The organism is Sporosarcina jiandibaonis (assembly GCF_013184495.1).
GTDB classification, from domain to species: domain Bacteria; phylum Bacillota; class Bacilli; order Bacillales_A; family Planococcaceae; genus Sporosarcina; species Sporosarcina jiandibaonis.
In genome coordinates this window covers 137694-159783 of sequence record NZ_JAAOIY010000002.1, presented here as the reverse complement: position 1 = coordinate 159783, position 22090 = coordinate 137694, and the positions used below count along the sequence as shown (strand labels likewise).

The 22090-nt window shown below is 41.8% G+C and carries 21 protein-coding genes and 1 pseudogene; 7 read left to right on the top strand and 15 right to left on the bottom strand.

All coding sequences use genetic code 11. From position 1 onward, the window contains the following. Window positions 1–345 precede the first annotated feature (345 nt). The 3 genes from G8782_RS07905 to G8782_RS07895 are packed head-to-tail and all read right to left on the bottom strand — an operon-like array spanning window position 346 to window position 3479. Complete coding sequence (locus G8782_RS07905; RefSeq protein ID WP_172370747.1) at window positions 346–1506, bottom strand: CoA transferase; 1161 nt, start codon at window positions 1504–1506, stop codon at window positions 346–348. A 20-nt stretch (window positions 1507–1526) separates the two neighbouring features. Continuing rightward, a complete protein-coding gene (locus tag G8782_RS07900) occupies window positions 1527–2675 on the bottom strand; it encodes a thiolase family protein (protein ID WP_172370406.1) in 1149 nt (382 codons plus the stop codon). A 33-nt stretch (window positions 2676–2708) separates the two neighbouring features. Next, window positions 2709–3479, bottom strand: a complete 771-nt coding sequence (locus G8782_RS07895; protein WP_172370405.1) for an SDR family oxidoreductase — start codon at window positions 3477–3479, stop codon at window positions 2709–2711. A gap of 288 nt (window positions 3480–3767) precedes the next feature. Between G8782_RS07895 and G8782_RS07890 the strand changes: the two genes are divergently transcribed. From G8782_RS07890 to G8782_RS07875, 4 genes are read left to right on the top strand one after another with little or no spacing between them, the layout of a single operon-like run. Beyond that, window positions 3768–4358 carry a TetR/AcrR family transcriptional regulator gene (locus tag G8782_RS07890; protein WP_172370404.1) on the top strand — a complete coding sequence of 197 codons (591 nt, stop codon included), beginning with the start codon at window positions 3768–3770 and terminating at the stop codon, window positions 4356–4358. Window positions 4359–4395: 37 nt separating this feature from the next. Then, window positions 4396–5733, top strand: coding sequence for a purine-cytosine permease family protein (locus G8782_RS07885; RefSeq protein ID WP_172370403.1), 1338 nt, complete (start codon window positions 4396–4398; stop codon window positions 5731–5733). Next, on the top strand, window positions 5730–6821 hold the full coding sequence (locus G8782_RS07880) for an S-methyl thiohydantoin desulfurase family protein (RefSeq protein WP_172370402.1): 1092 nt from the start codon (window positions 5730–5732) through the stop codon (window positions 6819–6821). The genes G8782_RS07885 and G8782_RS07880 overlap by 4 nt, the downstream gene beginning before the upstream one ends. Before the next feature lies 1 nt (window position 6822). Further along, window positions 6823–8385, top strand: coding sequence for a hydantoinase/oxoprolinase family protein (locus G8782_RS07875; RefSeq protein WP_172370401.1), 1563 nt, complete (start codon window positions 6823–6825; stop codon window positions 8383–8385). A gap of 100 nt (window positions 8386–8485) precedes the next feature. Here G8782_RS07875 and G8782_RS07870 read toward each other — a convergent pair whose 3' ends face one another. Together G8782_RS07870 and G8782_RS07865 are read right to left on the bottom strand one after the other, a co-directional pair. Next, complete coding sequence (locus G8782_RS07870; RefSeq protein ID WP_216667811.1) at window positions 8486–9880, bottom strand: amino acid permease; 1395 nt, start codon at window positions 9878–9880, stop codon at window positions 8486–8488. A gap of 32 nt (window positions 9881–9912) precedes the next feature. Further along, window positions 9913–10983, bottom strand: coding sequence for an aromatic ring-hydroxylating oxygenase subunit alpha (locus G8782_RS07865; RefSeq protein WP_172370399.1), 1071 nt, complete (start codon window positions 10981–10983; stop codon window positions 9913–9915). A gap of 1017 nt (window positions 10984–12000) precedes the next feature. Here G8782_RS07865 and G8782_RS07860 point away from each other — a divergent pair. Beyond that, window positions 12001–12705, top strand: coding sequence for a hypothetical protein (locus G8782_RS07860; RefSeq protein WP_246231612.1), 705 nt, complete (start codon window positions 12001–12003; stop codon window positions 12703–12705). 119 nt (window positions 12706–12824) lie between these two features. Here the strand turns inward: G8782_RS07860 and G8782_RS18485 are convergent. Continuing rightward, a pseudogene (locus G8782_RS18485) lies at window positions 12825–13090 on the bottom strand (transposase); the annotation flags it as partial. 175 nt (window positions 13091–13265) lie between these two features. Between G8782_RS18485 and G8782_RS07850 the strand changes: the two are divergent. Next, on the top strand, window positions 13266–13421 hold the full coding sequence (locus G8782_RS07850; RefSeq protein ID WP_172370398.1) for a hypothetical protein: 156 nt from the start codon (window positions 13266–13268) through the stop codon (window positions 13419–13421). Window positions 13422–13533: 112 nt separating this feature from the next. Here G8782_RS07850 and G8782_RS07845 read toward each other — a convergent pair whose 3' ends face one another. Continuing rightward, the gene (locus G8782_RS07845) at window positions 13534–14265 is read right to left on the bottom strand and encodes an endonuclease/exonuclease/phosphatase family protein (RefSeq protein WP_246231611.1); all 732 of its coding nucleotides are present in this window, start codon (window positions 14263–14265) and stop codon (window positions 13534–13536) included. A gap of 202 nt (window positions 14266–14467) precedes the next feature. Here G8782_RS07845 and G8782_RS07840 point away from each other — a divergent pair, with 202 nt between their 5' ends. Further along, window positions 14468–16033 carry an alkaline phosphatase family protein gene (locus tag G8782_RS07840; RefSeq protein WP_172370397.1) on the top strand — a complete coding sequence of 522 codons (1566 nt, stop codon included), beginning with the start codon at window positions 14468–14470 and terminating at the stop codon, window positions 16031–16033. 188 nt (window positions 16034–16221) lie between these two features. On the opposite strand, the gene G8782_RS07835 is transcribed toward G8782_RS07840, so the two are convergent. The 8 genes from G8782_RS07835 to G8782_RS07800 all read right to left on the bottom strand — a co-directional run bounded on the left by G8782_RS07835 (window position 16222) and on the right by G8782_RS07800 (window position 22083). Continuing rightward, window positions 16222–16665 carry a CHRD domain-containing protein gene (locus G8782_RS07835; protein WP_343035010.1) on the bottom strand — a complete coding sequence of 148 codons (444 nt, stop codon included), beginning with the start codon at window positions 16663–16665 and terminating at the stop codon, window positions 16222–16224. A 541-nt stretch (window positions 16666–17206) separates the two neighbouring features. Beyond that, window positions 17207–18373: a pyridoxal-phosphate-dependent aminotransferase family protein gene (locus tag G8782_RS07830; protein WP_172370396.1), complete on the bottom strand. Its 1167-nt coding sequence runs from the start codon at window positions 18371–18373 to the stop codon at window positions 17207–17209. Window positions 18374–18574: 201 nt separating this feature from the next. Beyond that, the gene (gene gvpU, locus G8782_RS07825) at window positions 18575–18979 is read right to left on the bottom strand and encodes a gas vesicle accessory protein GvpU (protein ID WP_172370395.1); all 405 of its coding nucleotides are present in this window, start codon (window positions 18977–18979) and stop codon (window positions 18575–18577) included. 2 nt (window positions 18980–18981) lie between these two features. Beyond that, window positions 18982–20325 carry a YtxH domain-containing protein gene (locus tag G8782_RS07820; RefSeq protein WP_172370394.1) on the bottom strand — a complete coding sequence of 448 codons (1344 nt, stop codon included), beginning with the start codon at window positions 20323–20325 and terminating at the stop codon, window positions 18982–18984. 66 nt (window positions 20326–20391) lie between these two features. Further along, window positions 20392–20706, bottom strand: coding sequence for a gas vesicle protein (locus G8782_RS07815; protein ID WP_172370393.1), 315 nt, complete (start codon window positions 20704–20706; stop codon window positions 20392–20394). A 25-nt stretch (window positions 20707–20731) separates the two neighbouring features. Beyond that, a complete protein-coding gene (locus tag G8782_RS07810) occupies window positions 20732–21016 on the bottom strand; it encodes a gas vesicle protein K (protein WP_172370392.1) in 285 nt (94 codons plus the stop codon). Next, on the bottom strand, window positions 20982–21257 hold the full coding sequence (locus G8782_RS07805) for a gas vesicle protein (RefSeq protein WP_172370391.1): 276 nt from the start codon (window positions 21255–21257) through the stop codon (window positions 20982–20984). Before G8782_RS07805 ends, G8782_RS07810 begins: the two co-directional genes overlap by 35 nt. Before the next feature lie 19 nt (window positions 21258–21276). After that, the gene (locus G8782_RS07800) at window positions 21277–22083 is read right to left on the bottom strand and encodes a GvpL/GvpF family gas vesicle protein (protein WP_172370390.1); all 807 of its coding nucleotides are present in this window, start codon (window positions 22081–22083) and stop codon (window positions 21277–21279) included. Window positions 22084–22090 lie beyond the last annotated feature (7 nt).

Here is a 22090-nt window from a genome sequence, read left to right as displayed (position 1 = left end):
TCATCTCTCTTAATACGTTAATTTACTCTACTACTACTCAACAAAATGGCCCGTTTCTTGAACTACTATATAGCAAGATAACCTCTATGCTCCCTATTCGAGTAGGCAATAATGCTGTAAGCTGCATCATCTTCGTCAACGTCAAGACGTCATTCAGCATGGTTTTTTTCACATGCTATCTTCATGATTTTTGCAGTATTCAACCCATAATTACACCTTAAGTGTCCTTAATCTGGATTTGAGTTACCTAATTTGTTCCTTATATATGTTTTATGAATAAGCAGTACGTAAAAAACGTTGTCATCCAAAATATATTAGACAGGAAGAAAATGCTTTTATTTATGGCTAACTCAGCACACCATTATTACGAAACTCCAAAATTTGCTCCTTTGTATACCCTTGCGCCATTAAGACTTCTTCAGTATGCTCCCCAAGCCGAGGTCCAACATGAGTGTACACCGGTTTTGCCGATGAAAATTTAAGAGGCGTGGCAATTTGCTTCTGCCCTTCGCCGTCTGGTCTCGGCACTTCTGTTATCATTCCACGTGCCCGCAGTTGCGGGTGCTCACATGCTTCAGCGAACGTTAATACCGGTTCCACGCATCCTTCGAACCCTTCATCAAAGACCTCTAACCATTCATCAAAGTCTTTTTCCAGGAATGATGCTTTTATTTCTTCCTTAAATCGATGCTGATCCGCTGGTTTCTCACTCATCGCGAACCTTATCAAGTCCGGTTTTTGTAAGGCTACGCAAAGCAACATTCGAAATTGCGGCTCCAAGCTCCCTACTGAAAAGCAACGGCCGTCTTTTGTTTCGTAATAATCATAAAAAGTACCGCCGTTCAGGAGCAATTCTTCCGGCTGTGGCTCCACTCCGTTAACAAGATAATCAGGTCCGAACATCGCGTTCAATGCGAATGATGCGTCGGTCATACTGATATCGATATACTGCCCTTCCCCCGTTTTTTCTCGGTGGAGCGCCGCCGCTAGAATGCCAATGACTGCATTCATCGATCCGCCTGCGATGTCTGCGATTTGGATGCCCATCGTAGTTGGTTTTTCGCCTCTTCTCCTTGAGTAATCGAGCATTCCCGATAACGCCAAGTAATTATTATCATGTCCGGGACGATTTTGATAAGGTCCCGTTTGGCCGAATCCCGTTAATGAACAATAAATCAGTCGCGGATTTACTTGTTTCATTGATTCGTAATCAAGTCCTAATCGCTTCATCACGCCCGGACGGAATTGTTCGATGACAATGTCGTAGTCGAGCACCAATTTCTTAACTATTTCGACCGATTCTTCCTTTTTCAGATTCAAAGTGATGGAGCTTTTAGAGCGGTTGAGATGATGATGCGTTGCTTGCATGCCGCTGAGTAAATCGGGTCTCGTCGATGATTCCACTTTCAGGACATCAGCCCCCATATCCGCGAACATCATCGTCGCGTAAGGGCCAGGTAACAACGTTGAAAAGTCTAATATTTTCATTCCTGATAAAATACCGATTGCTAGTCACTCCCTTCCGACTAAACGCGCTCGATTATCGTCGCGTTGGCCATGCCCATGCCTTCGCAAATGGCGAGTAATCCGTATCGGCCGCCTGTGCGCTCTAATCTGTTCATGAGTGTGACTAATAGCTTCGTGCCGGTTGCCCCGAGCGGATGTCCTAGCGCGATGGCTCCGCCATCTGGATTGAGTTTGTCGGGATCTGCTCCGATGTCTTTCAACCAAGCGAGCGGTACTTGGGCAAATGCTTCGTTGACTTCGTAGGTGTCCATATCGTCGATTGTCAGCCCTGCTTTTTCTAGCACTTTTCGTGTGGCTTCAATCGGGCCTGTCAGCATGAGCGTCGGATCGGATCCAACGACGCTTCGAGCCACGATTCGGGCTTTCGGTTTCAAGCCGAGCTCGTCGGCTCTTTCACGCGACATGAGCAGGACTGCTGATGCCCCGTCGCTCATTTGACTCGCGTTACCTGCAGTGATGACGCCGTTTTCGTCGAAGACTGTTTTTAATTCGCTGAGTACTTCAACGGTAGAACCTTCTCGCGGGCCTTCGTCGACTGAAACGGTTGTGATAGTGCCGTCATCTTGTTCAACGTCGACCGGCATAATTTCATTTTCGAAATGCCCATTATTAATCGCATGAAATGCTTTTGTATGGCTGTCCGCTGAGTAACGATCCAAGTCTTCTCGGGTGAATCCCCATTTTTCCACCATACGTTCGGAAGATAGGCCTTGATTGATAATCTCGTATTTTTCCGTCAGTTTAGGACTTGGTTTTGTGTCTTTCATCGTTGCTAACATCGGCACGCGCGTCATATTTTCCACGCCGCCCGCGATGACGATATCCATATCTCCCGAAGCGATTGCTTGAGATGCGAAATGGACCGCTTGTTGGCTCGAGCCGCATTGACGATCGATTGTGACGCCGGGAACATGGATTGGGAACCCTGCAATTAGCGCTGCTGTTCTTGCGATATTACTTCCTTGTTCGCCCATTTGCGTCACGCAGCCTAAAATGACATCTTCCACATCGCCTTTATTAATTCCAGCGCGCTTAACTAGCCCATCGAGCACAACTGCCGCAAGCTCATCCGGCCTGTATCCAGCGAACATTCCTTTTCTTCGGCCAACAGCCGTGCGAACTCCTTCTACAATTACAACTTCAGTCATTTTACGTTCCACCCCTTTTTATGAATAAATCTTTTACCGCGGTTGCATCCGAATTCCGCCGTCCAGCCTGATAACTTCTCCGTTTACATAGCCGTTTTCAATTAAGAATAGTGCTGTCGATGCATATTCATTGGGCGTTCCGAGTCGCTTTGGAAATTCGACCATTCCCTCGAGTTTTTCAACGACTCTTTCCGGCAATCCTTCTGCCATCGGCGTTCTGAATAAACCTGGCGCAATCGTATTAATGCGGATGCCGTATGAGGAAAGATCCCGTGCAATCGGCAACGTCATTCCCGCGACGCCCGCTTTACTCGCACCGTACGCGGCTTGCCCCATTTGGCCGTCGAAGGCTGCGACCGATGCCGTGTTTATAATGACCCCTCGTTCCCCGTCTTCTGTCAGCGGCTCGTTTTTCGCCATTGCTTCCGCCGCCAGTCTCAATGTATTAAATGTCCCGATCAAGTTAACGTCGATGACTTTTTTAAAGTTCTCTAATGGCATCGCGCCTGCCCGCCCGACTGTTTTTTGCGGCGGCGCGATGCCTGCGCAATTAACGCATATATGTACAGCTCCAAAAGTATCAATCGCTGTTTTGATGCCCGCTTCGACCGATGTTTCACTTGTGACATCTACGTTTGCGTACGAGACATTTCCCCCTAATTCTTCGCACACTTCATTCGCTTTGGATTCATTCAGATCGAAGATGACAACTTTAGCCCCTTTATCCACTAAACTTCTGACCGTTCCAAGACCTAAACCAGAAGCTCCCCCAGTAATGACGGCCACTTTATCTTGAATATCCACTTTCCCACTCCCTTTTTACGATACTTTCTGAAGATTCTATCTCACTATAATTCTAGCAATCAATTTACTGAATTGCAATTCAATGTCAAGCAAGATGTATTAAAAATATGATTTATTTAGGTGCGAATTTTTTTGATTTCGATAGATGTGAACAGTTGGTACATCAATTTTGGTTGCGCTTTCACAAAAAAATGGACAAAATTACTATATTATAATTTTTCAGATAGTCATTGATTTTTGACTATTGGCTCTCTATAATTACCCTAACAACTGTTAGGTGGTGACAAAATGAAGCGACAAGAACTGATAGATGCGGCACTTCTCCATTATTCTTTACATGGTTATCAAGGCGCCACAATGAGAAAAATCGCGTCGGAAGTCGGGATAAAACCTGCTTCTATCTACTTTTTCTATGAAAACAAAGAAGCGTTGTTCATCGCAGCATTCGAGCAGTTGCTTTTGAATCATTTTGATGAAATGAATAGAATCCTCCTTGAAAACGAGGATGCTACGGTCGACAAGATATTTTCGGCGATGTTAAAAGGAATTGTTTCTCACCATACGGGAGATCTTCAAGCGACAACAGCTTATATTTCACTCGTAACTTCGCCAATCCCGGAAATTAAAGCGGATTTGCAAAAGCATATGCTCAAATATACTGACTGGCTCGTCGATTCCTTGGAAGCTCTTTTGAAAAGAGATTTTCCATTAATCCCATCAGAAGAAGTGAATCGTGTTATCAAGCAATTTGTATTAATCGGAAATGGCGTGTTTTGGGGCATCAATCTTTACAAAGGCAAAGATTTTGAAGAACAAGTGGCATTGGCCGACCAAATGATTCAATCCATATTCGACGTATTGAAATCTGAATATTCATGATTATAAATAAAATATAATGAAAAGCGAGGGAAAAATTATGGAAAAAAGAGTTGAACCAGAATTAGTGCAAGACTATGAACTGGAACCAGTTCCACAAGATAAACGTAAAGGTTGGGGGAAGCTTTCGATTGTTTGGATTGGAGGCATCGTCGCTCTCTCTGCAACAGCACTAGGCGGGGCACTCGGAGGCGGACTTTCCATGACAGATGCAGTTATTGCTTCGTTCATCGGTTGTTTCATATTGGCAGTACTTAGCGCTCTTTGCTGTGTAGTCGGAGCTAAAACGGGGCTGTCGACATCGCTCGTTTCCATGTTTGCCTTGGGGCGTTATGGTTCGTACGCGGTGTCAGTTGTTGTCGCGATTGCCCTTTTCGGCTGGTTCGGCGTGCAGCTCGATCTATTTGGAATCAGCTTGCACAATGTGCTTGTTGATGTGTTTAACCTTAACATTCATCCAAAAATACTCGTTGTCGCGGGTGGCGTTTTAATGACAACGACTGCTTTTATCGGTTATAAAGCAATTGAAAAACTAAGCCTGATCGCCGTTCCCCTTCTTGCAGCTTTATTAATCGGTTCATTGATCAAAGTAATGAATGGTAGATCATTTTCAGAAGTCGCAGCGGCTCCTCTTATCGGTGATCCTTTAACGGTTGGATTGTCAATTTCACTGGTTATCGGTTCCCTTGCGATTGGGGCGATTATCGGACCTGACATTTCCCGATATGCCAAATCATCGAAAGATGCAATTATTGCTTCATTTGTCGGATTTTTCGTCGGGTTCAGCATTGTTCTTATTATCGCTGCCATCCTTGCAAAAGCGACCGCAGAAGTAGATATCGTTGCCATCATGCTCGGACTTGGCTGGGGTACTGGCGCAATGTTAGTTCTCATACTTGCGCAGTGGACAACGAATGATAATAACTTATATTCTTCGGCACTTGGATTTTCTGTTATCTTCAGAAAAACGCCTAAGTTCATTTTAACAATCGCCGCAGGATTTATCGGTACGATGATGGCGGTTGGAGGGATTTACGAAAACTTTATCCCCTTCCTTATTTTCTTAAGTGCCTTGATTCCCCCAATTGGTGGAATTTATGTTGGAGACTTCTTATTGAACAGGAAGAAATATGATTTTGAAAACCTCTCATCAATGAAAAACTTGCATATTGTCAGTGTTTCAATTTGGGTGCTTTCATCACTTGTTGCGTTTATGACAACACCCGCGCCTAATGGATTTGGACTGTTTTCTATAACCGGAGCGTCTGGATTTGATGCGTTTTTGGTCGCATTCGGCCTTCAGCTTATCGCAAGCAAAGTTATGCAAAGCTCGAGTGAAAAACTTGTTTTAGTGAAGCAAAGGGGGAAAATTTCATGAGATATATTGGAATAGAAGAAATTGAGAATATCGCGATTGGAGCAGCCTTACTGGGTACAGGTGGCGGCGGTGACCCTTACATCGGAAAACTAATGGCGCAGCAAGCCGTAGAAGAATACGGACCCATTCGCCTGATAAGCCCGGACGAGGTTCCGGATGATGCGCTTGTTATCCCTTCTGCCATGATGGGTGCGCCAACTGTTATGGTCGAGAAAATTCCTAACGGCGAAGAAGCAGTTGCTGCATTTGAAGCGATTCAAGAGTATTTAGGCAAGGAAGTGTATGCGACAATGCCAATCGAAGCGGGCGGCGTCAACTCATTACTCCCCCTCGCATTGGCTGCGCGACTCGGTTTGCCTGTTATCGACGCGGATGGAATGGGACGCGCGTTTCCTGAACTGCAAATGGTGACATTTTACTTGGATGGCGTCCCTGCAACCCCGATGGTTTTATCGGATGAAAAAGGAAATAATCTTCTCCTCAATACGATTAATAATGTATGGGCTGAACGGATTGCGCGAACTGCGACGATTGAAATGGGCGGCTCAGTAATGCTTTCCATTTACCCAATGGACGGGAAAACAGTGAAACAGTCCGCAATCCATAATATTTTAACGCTAGAAGAGGAAATCGGACGAAAAATCCGTGAAGCGAAAGAACGAAATGAAGACCCAATTGAAGAAGTGCTTAAATTGACGAACGGCCATCGACTCTTCAAAGGAAAAGTGACGGATATAAACCGAAAAACTGAAGCAGGTTTTGCAAAAGGAACTGCGACGATTGAAGGTTTAGACGACTATAAAGGTGAAGAGTGTTACCTTCATTTTCAAAATGAACATTTACTTGCCGAAACTAAAGATAAAGTACTTTGCGTGACGCCCGATTTAATTGCTGTTCTGGATTCGGACACGGGCATGCCGATTACGACTGAAGGACTGAAATACGGTGCGCGTTGCATCGTCATCGGAATGCCGGCCAATCCTCTGTGGCGCACGGATAAGGGAATTGAAGTCGCGGGTCCTCGTTACTTCGGCTATGACTTGGATTTCACACCACTCGAGGATTTAATTCGCAAGGAGGGGAACTGACATGAGTAGTTATAGAATTGGTATTGACGTTGGCGGTACGCACACAGACGCAGTCATTTTAGATGAATCATATAACGTTATTTCTGAAGTGAAAGCACCTACGACAGAAGATGTCAGCAGCGGAATTTATAATGCGATGAAGGAAGTCGTCGCATCGGCTGATGTGCCTGTAGAGAAAATTAAGTTCGCGATGCTCGGAACGACACATTGCACGAATGCGATCGTCGAGCGAAAACGATTGAATCGCGTTGCCATCATCCGCATCGGCGCTCCGGCTACGCTTGCGATTAAACCGCTGGTCGGTGTTCCCGAAGATTTAAAGACCATCCTTGGCAAACACGTTTATCTTGTCCGCGGTGGTCATGAGTTTGACGGTCGTGAAATCGTTGAATTGGATGAACAACATATTTACCAAATTGCAGAAGAGATTAAAGGTCAAGTAGATTCCGTCGCGATCGTATCCGTCTTCTCCCCCGTCTCAGACACGCATGAGACAAGGGCGGCAGCCATATTAGCGGAGGTTCTCGGAAATGATGTAGCTCTTTCAATGTCCAATGAAATCGGAAGTGTGGGCCTCTTAGAACGAGAAAATGCGACCATCTTGAACGCCGCTATCGTCGATGTCGCACGATCTACAGCGGATGGCTTTGTCCAAGCGTTAAAGCAAGAAGGCATTCACGCAAAAGTGTTTTTCGGACAAAATGACGGCACGTTGATGTCGGTGGAATATACAGTGAAATACCCGATTTTAACGATTGCTTGCGGACCAACAAATAGTTTGCGCGGTGCTTCCTATTTAACCGAGCAGTCTGACGCAATCGTTGTCGACGTAGGCGGGACAACGACCGACGTTGGTGTGCTGATTGGTTCATTCCCTCGTCAGTCTTCCCTTGCAGTTGAAATTGGCGGTGTTCGTACAAATTTCCGAATGCCTGATATCTCTGCCATCGGGCTCGGCGGCGGCACGATTGTTCAAATTAATGATGATAGAAGTTTCCAAATCGGTCCTGAAAGTGTTGGCCATAAGCTCCATGAAAAGAGTTTAATATTTGGCGGCGATACACTAACGACGACAGACATTGCCGTTGCTCTTGGGAAAGCTGAACTTGGTAATCCCGAGCATATCGCTCATTTGGATAAAGCATTACTTGAAAAGATTTACGCAGAAATGATTGGTATGGTCGAAGAATCCATTGATAAAATGAAAACAAGTGCAGAACCCGTTCCCGTCATTTTAGTAGGAGGCGGAAGCATCTTGTTCCCTGCTGAATTAAAAGGCGCATCCGAAGTGATCAAACCGAACAACTCTGGCGTCGCAAATGCCATTGGTTCCGCAATATCACAAGTAAGCGGACAAATCGAACGAATCTTTTCACTTGATGAGCTTGGAAGAGAAAAAACACTTGAAGCTGCCAAAGAAATGGCTCGACAAGAAGCAATCAACGCCGGGGCTGATCCTGATGATCTTGTCATCGTTGATTTTGAAGATGTGCCGCTTGCTTATTTGCCAGGTGACGCAACGAAGATACGTGCGAAAGCAGCTGGGGCTTTGGCAATTGGTTAAAACCTATTCTTAAACAATGATATAGTGTGTATATTAACAACGAAATTCCCCAAGTCATTATAGACTCGGGGAATTTTAATTTACCTACTTTCAAACAATGTTAAGACTCAGTAACCTTCTTTTTCCTCGTATAGCGTAAATAGTAATACAGATAACATGCACCAATAAAACCAAGGCCTAAAAATAGCGACACACGTTGCGTTGGATCGATTGCTGTGAAAGCGAATAGCAGTATGCAAATCGAGATACAGAGAATCGGGATGAACGGAAAGAGACGCACTCTGTATTTCAAGTCTTCTAGCTTACCTCCATCTTTCAAATACTGTTTTCGGAATCTATATTGCGATAAAGCGATAATCAGCCAAGTTATTGTTCCGCCGATTCCGCTGACAGACAGCAACACTACAAATAATGTTGATTCCGCTATGAAACTAGTAAGCAGCGACAAGAGCGCGAAAGCCAACGTTACATATAATGCATTCATAGGCACGCCGCGTTTATTCAATTTCCCAAACAGCGGATGCGCCATTTTGTCCTGGGATAATGAATAAAGAATTCTCGTACAAGCGAAGAGACCGGTATTTCCGACTGACAAAATGGCTGTTAATATGACGAAATTCATAATATCCGCCGCGAATGGAATGCCGATGATATCTAAAACAGTCACGAATGGACTTTCAAGGACCCCGGCTTGTTTCCATGGAACGAGTGCCGACAAAACGAAGATCGCAAGTATATAAAACACAATCACCCGCACAACAATCGTGCGAATTGCCTTCGGTATGTTTTTCTCGGGTTCTTCCGTTTCTCCGGCTGCGACCCCCATAATTTCAGAGCCTTGAAATGCGTAAATAACAGTCATCATAACGATAAAAACGCCCGTAACTCCTGTGGGCAATATTCCGTCCGCGACAATATTAGACAAAAATGGGGCCGGTGTTCCGTCCATTGCAATTAACCCGAACATCGCACATAAACCGATCCCGATGAACAAAATAACTGCAATGACTTTTATTCCCGCAAACCAGTATTCTGTTTCGGCAAAGGTTTTGGTACTTAAAGCGTTGATGGAAAATAGAAGCACTATGAATAACGCGCACCAAATCCATGTCGGCACATCCGGGAACCATCTTCCCATTAATAATCCGGCTGCGATAAACTCAAGCCCTACATACAGCGCCCAACTTAACCAATAGATCCAACCAATCATAAATCCTGTTCCGGGTCCGATATACTTGGTTGCATGGGCCTGGAAAGATCCTGAAACCGGCATTATCACCGACAGTTCTCCAAGGCATACCATTGCTAAATACATTAGCAGACCGCCTACTAGGTAGGCTAAAATTGTCCCAATCGGTCCGGCTTCCCCTATCGCATAGCCCGAACCTAGAAATAATCCCGTTCCGATGACTCCTCCTAATGAAATCATGAATAAATGTCTACTTTTCATCACTCGCTTAAGATTCTGTGGACCTTCTTTAACCGTTTCCTTCATATTCACCATCCTTCTTTTGTGGTGTGGAAAATTTATTTCAATGGCAAAAGGTGTTTCAATCTTTTTTGCATGAGTAAATGAAAATGGTGGACACAGTTTTCAGTCAAAGAAAACCTTCCTCGTTTGTACACACCCGTTTCTATCCCCTTTTGAACGACTTCACAAATCTCTTTGTCTTCTTTTCGTACATCTTCATCGACGGCCATCAGTTCTTCCTCTTCATTCGAAATGTTATCGTTCATAAAAAATGTCGTATAAACGTATTTGGTTGTTTTATGATCAATCGGTATCGACTGGTGAATAGATACATTTGGCGGTCCGGGATCAAATGAGAACCACATATTCGGGTAAAGCCAGTAGTACCTCCCCCCTTGACCCATTTCAAAATCGCTTGTCTCGCCTTTGAGCGGGGTTTCTTGATAAACGTAATTGTCGTAAAGAGCCGATTCATACTGTCCCATATCCACTTTGGATACGAGTGATTTATGGACGAGCGGGCAATGATCACATTCCAAGTAATTATCGATTCCTACTTTCCAATTCGAATGGCAAATCGTTTCCTTCACCCGAACTTTTTTAAATCGTTCCAAATTATCGTTCTTCACATGTTCAAATAAACCGCCATACAGTTTTGTCATCGGTTCTGCATGCGGATCGAGATTGACAAAAATAAACGACTCGAATAGCTCTAATCGGACGTCATGCAAGCAAAAGTCTTGCGCGTTGAAGCTCTCGACGCCTTGCATATTCGGAGCTCGATTAAGCGAGCCATCCAATCGGTAAGACCACGCATGATACGGGCAAGTTATGATTCTTTTATTCCCTTCTCCTTCAACTAGTTTTGCAGCCCGATGACTGCATACGTTATAAAAGGCACGCATTTCCCCATCATTTCCTAATGTCACAAAAATCGGCTTTCCAACGATTTCAGTTGTGATATAATCGCCCGCTTTTTTAAATTCACTAACATGTCCCACATACTGCCAGGACTTGGCGAATATTTCAGTTCGCTCTACCTCTAAGACGTCAGGGTCTGTATAAAGCCATGATGGTAAAGTGTGCGCTTCGCTAAGTTTTTCGCTGACTAGAACTTCATTTCCCATTGATAGGAACACCCCTTTAGTTAGTTGGAATTAATTAAATGTATAACTGCGATGTTCTGTCACTGTATGAAATTATTCTTGTAATAATGTGTTTTAAAGTTATTACTTTTTCTTAATTGGGCGGGAGCGTTGGAGGATGGGAGGACTTCGAGAGCGATTACGCGTAATTCATAAATTGGGCGGAGATTATTGCCGGTTTTAACCGATTGGGAGGACATAATCGTTGTTTTTATCCGATTGAGCGGACGTTATATGAGATTGCGCGAAACAACATCAGGGTAAGACCACTTCGTAAATAAATAAAACTACACCAATCTCGACTTAGGATAAATTTATAGAATTAAGAAGGTTTATCTTAAACAAACGTTGAATTCTACTGACAGAAGGGCGTAAGGGTTGATCATAATAAAGAAACGAAGAGAAGCAACGCCTAAATTTTTAATAACTATGTCAGTTATTTACGCCTTATTTACAATTTATCAATGCTATCAAGTTATTTATACGCCACATACATTCATAAGAGTTATTAACTTAGTAGTTATAATCTTTCTGTCTGGAGCAACTGGGGCTTTTATTCGAGAATCATTTATTTTAAGGAAGAAAAATTAACTACTAGTTTGAGTATATTCAACTAACGGAGCAGGATAGTTCAACAAGGTTTACTTGAAAAACTAATCGATGAAAGGAGTTTCATAATGGAGTGGATTTTGATTAGCATATTCTCAGCTATAATAATATTTATGACAGTTTATTCTCTGATTAAAGTCTTCAATATCGCATATAAAAGAAGAGAATTATCGCTTCGTAAATTCAGGCTTTTAGTAACTGCTTCATTCTTAGCAGGTTTACTCGTAGGTTCGATCTTGCCCTTCTTTTATCAAAAAATATTTGATGGAATACTTTGATCTCCTTTGCCGAAATTTATCGAGAAACACTAACTAGTGTTGAGCTTATTCAAGTATCTATTAATTAATTTATTCAACCTACAGCATAGTTTTAGGAACAGGGGGGACATTGTTGAGAAATAAACCAATGCTATATAAAACGTACAACGATGATACCTTCATGAAAGATAGGAAATTTATCTATATTGCTCTAGTTCCTTTTATTATATCTATGGTGTTAAATTTTCCTTTCCCACATAAAAATCCTTATGGCGAAACAGTTGTTACGGCATTAAATATACCTATTAGAACAGTAAATGGTTTTCATTACGTTGGTTTAGCATCGTTATTGTTACTAATTGCAAGCCTATCTTTATTGGGGAAATCATTGAGGAAGTATCATGTTCGATTTCAATTTCTTGCTATTATGATAGCGATTTTTATTCCTCCTTTCATAGCCAGTACATATCAAAAAACCGTTGCAACTGGCATTTATGCAATTTCCTATCAAAGCGATGAAAGTAATTGTAATTTTGAAATGAAAAATGAGACAACGCTGCATGGAGTATGTGAACTTCTTTTCGAAAATTATAATAAAGGAAATACCCAATTCACTGTTGAATTTTATGAACACTATCCCGGCGAAGATGATTTACCAATGTTATCGCTCATGAACAACGATGCACTATATGTGGTCACTTTAAAAGGGAAGGAACGTAAACGAATAGTAATCAAGAAAGATATTGATGTGTCGCAGATGAAAAACCACATAGAATGGGGCCAAGCAAGTGATATCACAATTATTATTAAGTCAGGAGAAAAAACAAGGAAGTTATGAGAGTAGTATAAAAATCTAATTAATCTAACGGAGTGAAAGAGGGGTTTCTTATGCCACTAGAAGAAGAAGAAGAAGAAGTTTTAGAGCTGTTAATTGGAGGGTTTTCTGTTGTAATAGTCCCCTGTCGATTTAGCCCAGTCAAACCATTCACAGCAGGCCTCTTTCAGTTCATATGTTTTGCTCAATTCTTCAGATATTCCTAAATATCGATCCAAGTACCAACGATTTTTCTTCGTCAGCTTTTCACTACGTTTATATAAACGTGTCGCATTCTTTTACATTTCTTGCGGTCATACGCATGCCATTCTCACTGTACTTTTCTCCAGACTTCATCAATCGTCCGATATATATAACGACAATAATGGAAACAATCAGCGATAATCAATCGAATCCTTCTTCCATTCTGTCAAAAGTTGCGCTTTTTCAAAAGTATGGAGTTTAAATCAGCAATTCCAGCGAAGGCAGATCAATGGAAAAAAATCACTTGATTATTTGAAAAAGTAATACACAAGCTATAAATGATTAAGAAAAAAAACAGTCTACAGAAAGGTGGAGTAAAAATGAAAAATAACATTCAGGTATTACCAATTGTTGCAGCCATTGGAATTGGCGCTGCTGCCTATAGCCTGATGACCGGGCGTGGCGGACAATTACAAAATATGATTCCGCAGTTATCTAACATGGGCAATCAAGGCACAACTAACCAGCAACAGTAATCTACAGTCGGAACATGTTCCCAATAAAATTTAGCGATGAAACACTGACAGTTAGCTATGGTATGGATGATCATTCTTAGCTAACTGTCGTTTACATATGGTGGTAACACACTTAATTTTTGTAATATAGTGTTGCGATTACCGGCAAATGATCGGAAGCGTTCGGTATTTTTGTTACAATACTGGCATCGACTACTCTAAAATCTTGACTGGCGAAGATATAATCCAGCCTCGCTCTTGGGCGATGTGATGGATAAGTGCAACCTGCATCTTTTCCTTTCAAATGCCATGCATCTTGAAACTCTTCAGCTAATTTATTCCATCCTTTAGATCCCGGTCTCATATTCAAATCCCCCATTAAAATAACTGGATTGGAATTCTTATGGTGATGATTTACTATAAAATCTGTTTGCTTCCTGTGAAGAAAGGGATTAAGACTAAGGTGTGTAACATTTATTTGAATGGGTTGTTTGTTTATCTGAATGGTGGCATCTAACAAAGACCTTCCTTCGATTATCCCTGATACTTCATTGATTTGGTGCGTTTTCTTTATAAGAATTGGGAATGTAGATAAAAGAGCATTTCCATATTGTCGTACCTCTTTTAATGACTTTGATTGTTTTGAAATAGATGGGCTGAAGGCATAATCCATTTTTAATTGATTTGCAAGCCAATCGGCCTGATCCTCATAAAGACTGCGCTTGGAAAAGTGCCTGTCAACCTCGTTAAGACCGATGATATCAGCATTACATATATCGATAACTTCAGCAATTCTGGAGAGATTGGCTTGTTTATCCAATCCCTTGCCATGATGAATATTAAAAGTCATTACTTTGATCTCCAAAAGTTATTCTCCTTAATAAATAGCCTTTATACACTCATTTTTCTCATTATTATCGTTTCAATACATTTAATTTCTTATATGGTTATCAAGGATCATTAATCTAAATAGTGATTTTGAATAGAATAGAATCAAATATGAAAGGTATGCTATTCATGACAAGATAAATATTCTGAAGAAAAGGAAAGGTTAAAGGATGAAAAAAATGTCATATATTTTAACCCTCATCATCATTGTGTTTGCAATCATCTTTTTGAGAAGAGGCATGAAACCTCCAAATCAATCTTTAGAACAAAAAAATGTCACACAATCAGAGAATCCCATCATTCTATTAATAATTGACTCCTTAATGGATAAGCCTCTCCAGCAGGCGATCAAAGAAGGACGTGCGCCAGCTTTTAAATATTTAATCGAACAAGGTCGTTATTACCCAAACGTTATCAGCAGTTATCCAACGATGTCAGTAACAATCGACAGCTCCCTTCTAACCGGAACCTATTCGGATAAGCATCGAGTTCCAGGTCTTGTTTGGTACGACCAAAAAGAAAAGCGGCTCGTGAATTATGGAAGCGCAAAAGAAGAAGTGTTTAAATTAGGATTAAAAAATGTGATTGAAGACAATCTGTATCATTTAAATCACTCCCATTTAAGCCGTGACGTAAAAACGATACATGAAGAATTAGCGGTGAAAGGCTTGCAAAGTGCCTCCATTAATGCACTTGTCTACCGGGGAAACGAAAAAAAGACATTAAACATGCCGAAAGCGTTATCGAAGCTGGACATGCTGCCCGAAAGCTTGCAAATTGAAACGCCATTGTTATTTTCCTATGGTGTATTGGCACAGTTTAGCCCGAAAAACAATCAAAACACCCAACCATGGGAAAAGTTCGGATTTAATGACAAATTTGCTGCTCAGGAATTAAAATATTTAATTCAAAATGGAAAGCTTCCTGCTTTTACAATCACCTATTTTCCAGATCTCGACCAAAGTATTCATAAAAACGGTCCTATGGATCATATTGATGCCATCGAAAAAACAGATAAGCAGCTTCAGGAAATATTCAGTGCTTACGAATCTTGGGACGAGGCACTCAATTCCGCTATTTGGATTGTAATGGGAGACAGCGGACAAGCAAATGTCGGGGAAGAAAAAGGTAAATCATTAATCCATTTAAATGAGATTTTAGACTCTTATAAAGTACACAAAATCACAGAACCAGTAAAAAATAATGACCAAATCGTCTTAGCATATAATGAAAGGATGGCTTTCATCTATAATTTAGATCAAAATATAGCACTTGAAGAAATCGCAGTCCATCTTCAGCAAGATGATCGAATGAATCTGGTTGCCTGGAAAAGTGGTTCAGATGTGCATGTAGCAGCAAGTGGCTATAAAGAAAAAATAATATTCCGCCGTAACGGAGACTATAAGGATAAATACGGTCAGTCATGGTCATTAAAAGGTGAACATGCTGTTTTAGATCTTTCAGTAAACAATCATAATGTCGAATATGGTACCTACCCGGATGCACTGGCACGATTGTATACTTCCTTACATTCCCATCCCGGAAATTATATTATCGTTGATGCAAAGCCCGGTTTTGAATTTGCGGGCGAAGGAACGCCAGTCCATCCAGGAGGCGCGGCACATGGGTCCATTCACAAGCAGGATTCATTGATTCCAATGATTGTCACGGGGACAGAAAAGGAGCCAAAGCATATGAGAGTTGTTGATTTGTATCCTTGGATTATACAACTATTGAAGGACTAAAAAGATTTTTTAGTCCTAGGGGGCTAATTAGTATATTTAACTGAAAGCCCCTCGAATTCTTTATAATATCATCCTTGAGCAAAAGATGTATATCCAGATTCTAGAACAGTCTCCAACGAAGTTTTTCAGTTTCCCTAAATCTTTTATCTATGGCATTCGATTATATCTTTGAGGCAGTATTTATTACCTTAGTGCATATAGACAGGAATAATTTGCCCCCTAATTTCTCCATCAGGATTTTGTTCAGTGTGAGCGTTTACATACGTAAGTTCTTTTTGCATAAGTTCTAGTAAGTCACTGACATCATCTACACCTACGTTATTTTCGACGATATCCTTATCTGTAATGATTCCAGTAATTATTCCCCGACGAGTGCTTATCCCATTTTGTTCTTCTAAAGTCATTAAATCAGCCCCAAATAGGAAAACGAGGACGGGTCCATTTACACCACGAGCGCCAAAGTGAATATGTGCTTGAACGAAATTTTCAATATCGTTGACTTCTAGATGGAATTTAATTGTTGTACAATGCTTGTTAGAAATAAATTTAGCCACTCCAAAAGCTTCTGTATTTACGGGAGGTACTTCGTTTTTACCTCTTAGCTTTGCGATAAATTTCTCCAAAATTTTCACCTCCTTAGCAAACTAATGTATTCTATGTAAATCGAAGCAGACTTGTATAGGTAAAAGGATTAGAGGATTAAAAAGGGGCATCGCGTCTATTTAGTGTTTGGGCCAGATTGACTGATGCAGACCCTTGATTATGAACTGAAGTCTAATTCACAACCTCTATGTATTCCATATGTTTGATACAATAAAATGGGAAGGCAGTTATAGTATATGGATACATGGGTGCCGATAATTACAGGTTTATTCACATTATTTGGAGCAATAGGGGGTGGGTGGATAACTGCGTATGGTAATGGAAAGGTGCAAAAGGATAAGTTGTCTATTGAGATCTCTAGAGAGAACAACACTACTCATATAATTAAAAAAAACGCTCATCCTCTGGATTGGGTGTTTTTTGAATTCGGCGTTTATATACAATCAAAATTATAGAACGGTTATTTCATCTGGTAAAACATTGAAGAAGCTAAATATGCAGGTATTTAAAAGAGCCCAATTCCTAAACGAATTTGGGCTCCAATGTTTTATTCGAATAAAAGTCAGTCGTTTATACTGGTACTTCCAATTGCGCTCTAAATCTCACTACAGCCTTCTCCAAATCAACAACATGACCCATTTCATTCAACGTCACGCCGATCAGCTCAACCGCTTTCTCCAGCATTTCCGCAGTCGTATTCCCCATATGCCCGATTCGGAAAGCTTTCCCGCCTAAATGTGCGAGCGATCCAGCGAGGATGACGCCTTTTTTCGCCATTTCGTCACGGAATGTTGCGTCGTCCACACCTTCTGGATACAGAATACAACTTAATGTTGCTGCGGCGACATCTTCTTCTGCCAACGCTTTCATGCCGTATTCGGCAAGTCCCGCGCGTACTGCTTTTCCGTAAGCTTCATGGCGTATATAACGTTTTTCTAGACCTTCATCCAGAACCATTCGCATACCTTCGTGGTAAGCGTAAATCAAGTTCACCGGTGGGGTCGCGAAATATTTGCTCGGGTCGTTCATTATCGGAATCCAGTTATAGATGTCAGCATAATAAGCCGGTACGCGTTCAATTTTTTCGCGCGCTGCTAATGCGGTTTTATTGAAAGCGACGATTGCAAGACCTGGTGGCACCCCAATTGCTTTTTGTGAACCTGTTAAAATAACGTCGATTTTATAGTCAGGATTGCCGTATTCTTTGCTCATATCTTCTTCAATCGCTGCGGTTGCAACAACGCCGTCCAATATGATGAGTGCGCCGTGCTTTTTGATGACCGGCACGAGCGCGTCTAAATCGGCGACAACTCCTGTGGAAGTGTCCGCGTGTGTTATTGTTACAGCTTTAAATTTATCGGTAGCGAGCTTGGCTTCGACTTCGCCAGGTGTTACTTGCTTGCCCCATTCGGATTGAAGCACTTCAACGTCGATGCCGAACGCTTCGCCTAGTTTAATGAAGCGGTCGCCAAAATAGCCTTGGCTGATGACTAATAACTTTTCTCCTGCGGTAACAGTGTTGACGAGTGCCATTTCCATCGCGAGCGTTCCTGATCCCGATACGACAAATACTTCCCCGTCTGTTCGGAACATTTCTCGGGTCATGTCGATGGCCTCTTTGTAAATCGCGGTGAATCTTCCGTCCGTGTGGCTTCGTGTTTCCTGTGCCATTGCATCATAAATTGAATCGACGACCGGTGTTGGTCCAGGAATGAGTAGCATTTCTTCGTTACGCATATTATCCGCCCTCCAAAATGAATACTATTGTTCTATCACTAGTATATCATTGTTCGGTTTTTTCAGCATTTTTTCGTAGGCTGCTACTAGCAAATCAACACTATGCACCGCGTCCATTTGAGCCGCCAGCCCCTCGCGTTCATTGCCGAGCTTCATATTCTAAGACTTAGATACGGGGATATATGACATTTTCATCAACAATTATGTCTCCTGGTCGCTGCCATCCAATATTCTCCCTAAAAAGAAACCATCAATCTCGCTTAATTTGCCGCGCCAAAGGATTTGTCCCTTTGAAGGAGTTGGCTTGCTGTCGCCGCAATATACCTTGGCGTCTTTCATATGGAGAAAATTCGCCTCGGTATCATCGTTTTTCTGGGCAATCTCCTCAGCCTGATCCAGCTCTTCACTCAGCATCTGGGCAATGTCGTTTCCACCTTCGAGAGTACTGCTTAAGGTGCTGAAGTATTCCTTTGCCGATACCAATGTACCTGTAATGACAGCTCCTTTAACATTTAATGTGATATCCAAGTTGAAGTCGTGTTTATTCGCTGCTTGCACCAAAAATTCAAGTATATTATCTTTATTATGTCCAGAACTATTACTCATTTTTACTGCTCCCTTCTTAATCCGTCCAAAAGCAGATAGGATTCCTCATCTCGGGAACTTACATTGTACGTTTTTCCCTCACCTTTTTTATTTGTTTTCTTGGATTCGTTTTTTTTTTCGGATTTCTGCTTGGAAGCTTTCTCAGATTTGGCATCCGAACGAGTGCTACTCTTTGTTTTTTGATCTTTATTCGGCGTTCCTTTTTCTAACTCGTCAAGTTCTCCATTTTCTTCACTCGCGTCTTCGTCCTGATTATGCTTGCCTTCTTCATTTTCCTCGTCGTCTTCCTGTACATCTTCCGTTTCCACCTCGGAATCTTGAATTTCTTTAGGTTCTTCAAGTTCTTCCTTTTTAGAGTCCTCTGAGTTACTGTTATCTTCGGTCTCTTCATTTTCTTCAGGTTCTGACTCAACTTCATTTTCATCTTCCTGGTCGTAACCTAAAGCTTCCTTTTCATCTTTTTCTTCATCGGATCTATCCTGCTTTTCATCACTTTCTTCCTTGCTAGCCGTTGCCTCATCATTTCCTTTACCGCTATCTAGATCCTGGTCCTCATCAGAGTTCTCTTCTTCGTTCTGGTCTTCTTCCTCTGTCGAGTCCTGGCTTTGGCCATTTTTGTCTTCAGCTAGTTTTACTAGAAGCTCTTCTATTTTGCCCAGCCGATCCTGAAGTTGTTCATTTTCTGCTTTTAAAGTTTCATATTCCTGGTTAGCCGATTGATCATCTGCCTTGGATTTCGCCTCGTTATCTTGATCTTTATATTGAGGCTCTTCCTGCACTTGTTCATCGTTTTCTTGCTGTTTTTTATCTGTTGAATCGTCATTTAATGGATTTTGTAAAACAGAGCCAGACTCTTTGCTGTCATCTTTGCTTTTATCTTCCTCTTGATTGTCCGCGGCAGAATCTTGTGAATAGCTTTGATTGGATAAGCTTTCCGATTCATTCGAAGTTTTATTTTCCTCTGAAGCTGAATTATTTTGTCCATTCTTTCCATCTGATAGTTTGGCAAGCAAACATTCCAGGCGGTCTAGACGATCTGAAATGCTTTTATTTTTTTCAGAGGAATTCTCAGAAGCATTGTTGGATGGCTCATGATCGTCGGAAGTATTCCCGCCTTCTTTTGAAAACAATTTGGATGCATTATTCTTAATGGTATTGACGGCTTTCTTCGAACTGTCTTTCACTGCATGCCCCAACTCCAAACCTTTGTCGCTTAGCTTTTGGCCATTTTCAGGTGTAGCCAAGTATCCGACTGTTGCACCAATCAGGCCTCCTGCTAGTGATCGTTTAAGATTGCCTTTTTTATTTCCTTCAGTTTGATTTTCCTTCAAGATTGTCTCAGTCATTTCGTTTCCTCCTAGTATGCTTGATACTTTCTTTGTTATTAGATTAGTTATAGTTTTCTAGTTGAACTAATTGGATTTTAGCCCGCTTGCTGACATGCTCTTTTCAAGCATTTCGATTCTCTCGTGGAGCTTCCGGTTCTCTTCCTCTAGAACCTTCGTATTGCTGTCCACCGCTTTGGAAGATAGATAGGGGTCGGTTTCCCACCAGTCCATGCCGATTTCCTTTGCCTTGTCGACCGAAGCGACAATCAGCCTGATTTTGATGGTGAGCAGTTCTACATCCGCAACGCCGACTGTAATGTCTCCTGCAATCACCACTCCTTTATCGAGTATCTTCTCAAGTACGTCTACAATCGTGTTGGATTGCATGGAATGTTCCATTTAAAGTCCTCCTTGGGTGTTTGTATTAAAGCAAGCTTCCTAAAGGACCCAGGTCAATATTCAAGTCTTCGGCATCTAGACCGAATATTTCTTTTAGCTCTTCCATTTTCTCTTCCAAATTCATCAATGCTTCGCCTAAGTCCTCAACCTGCTGATCCGTCAGCGTTCCGCCTTCGACTCGCCGAATAGCGTGTCTTTCCACTATTTGTCGCAATAGCTCAATTACGGTCAGCACCAATTGCGCCAATCCATGCTCCGCATTATCAGGGTCTAAATTAATCTTTCCACTTGCTTGGTTGGCCGGTAGCATCAGTCAATGCCTCCCTCTGTCTTTCAAATTGTTCTGAAGATACGGTTTTATGGCTTCCCGCTTGGGCCTGTACGAGAGATTCTACTGAAGCGATCAATACTCTCAAATCCAAATACACAAGATCTATGCCAGCAATGGAAATCACTAAATCCGCCTTGATCGCAACACCTTTATCCAGGATGACATCCAAAATATCAATGAGCGCTATATCCTTGTTTTCCATCGATTCTCTTAATGCCATAGTTCCATCTCATCCTCACTTATGAAAAGTTAGAGAAGTGATAGGCTGGCCATGGCCCAGTTGCTTCGAACTGCCATCCCATTCCCTTCATGTTCTTTTCATATTGCTGGATCTGTTCTAAAAAGTTTTCTACATCTGCTTCGGGAATCAGATAGACGCTATTCCAAGTCATCTCATCCTTTCTTCCCGTTACGTCATTGCTCCAAGTTTTTTTGACATTTCCTTTCAGTGCAATTTCGCTTAGATGTCCATGAATGTTTTCACTAATTCTGTTTTTTTCTTCTTCCAGTTCGGATTCGATCAGTTTGTCTAGCTTTTTCTTTTCGAAAAATTGCTTTCCCTTAGAAAGTTGACTTATTTCTTCTCTTTTTGCTTCAATGGCCGGATTGCTCTCACTCACCTGTTCTTTTAGCAATTGATCATCGCAGTATATTTTCAAATTCCACTCCTCATTTCCGTGAATCGAGGAAAATGTATCAATCAAGTGCGCTTCCTTCGTGTGTACCGCGTTTTCCAAACTTGCCTGGTTTTTAAAAAGCGTGCAGAACTTCAGGGGCACTACCGTGTACATCTTGGAGAGCATCATGACAGTTTCGTGATGGTGAAAAGCCTTTTCCTGGAGCCACTCCATGTCATTGTTAATTTGTTCCTGAATACTTTCCTCCGAGTACTGTTCTGCATCAAGGTCGCAGACAACGGCAGTTGTCTTGCCTATAGGGAGGGTGTATATGTGCCCTTTGCCATCGAAGCCTTTATTAGAAGGTATCTGTTGTTTGCTTAATTCCTCAGTTGGTATCAATCCATATAAGTAAATGAGACTGTCCATCTTTTCC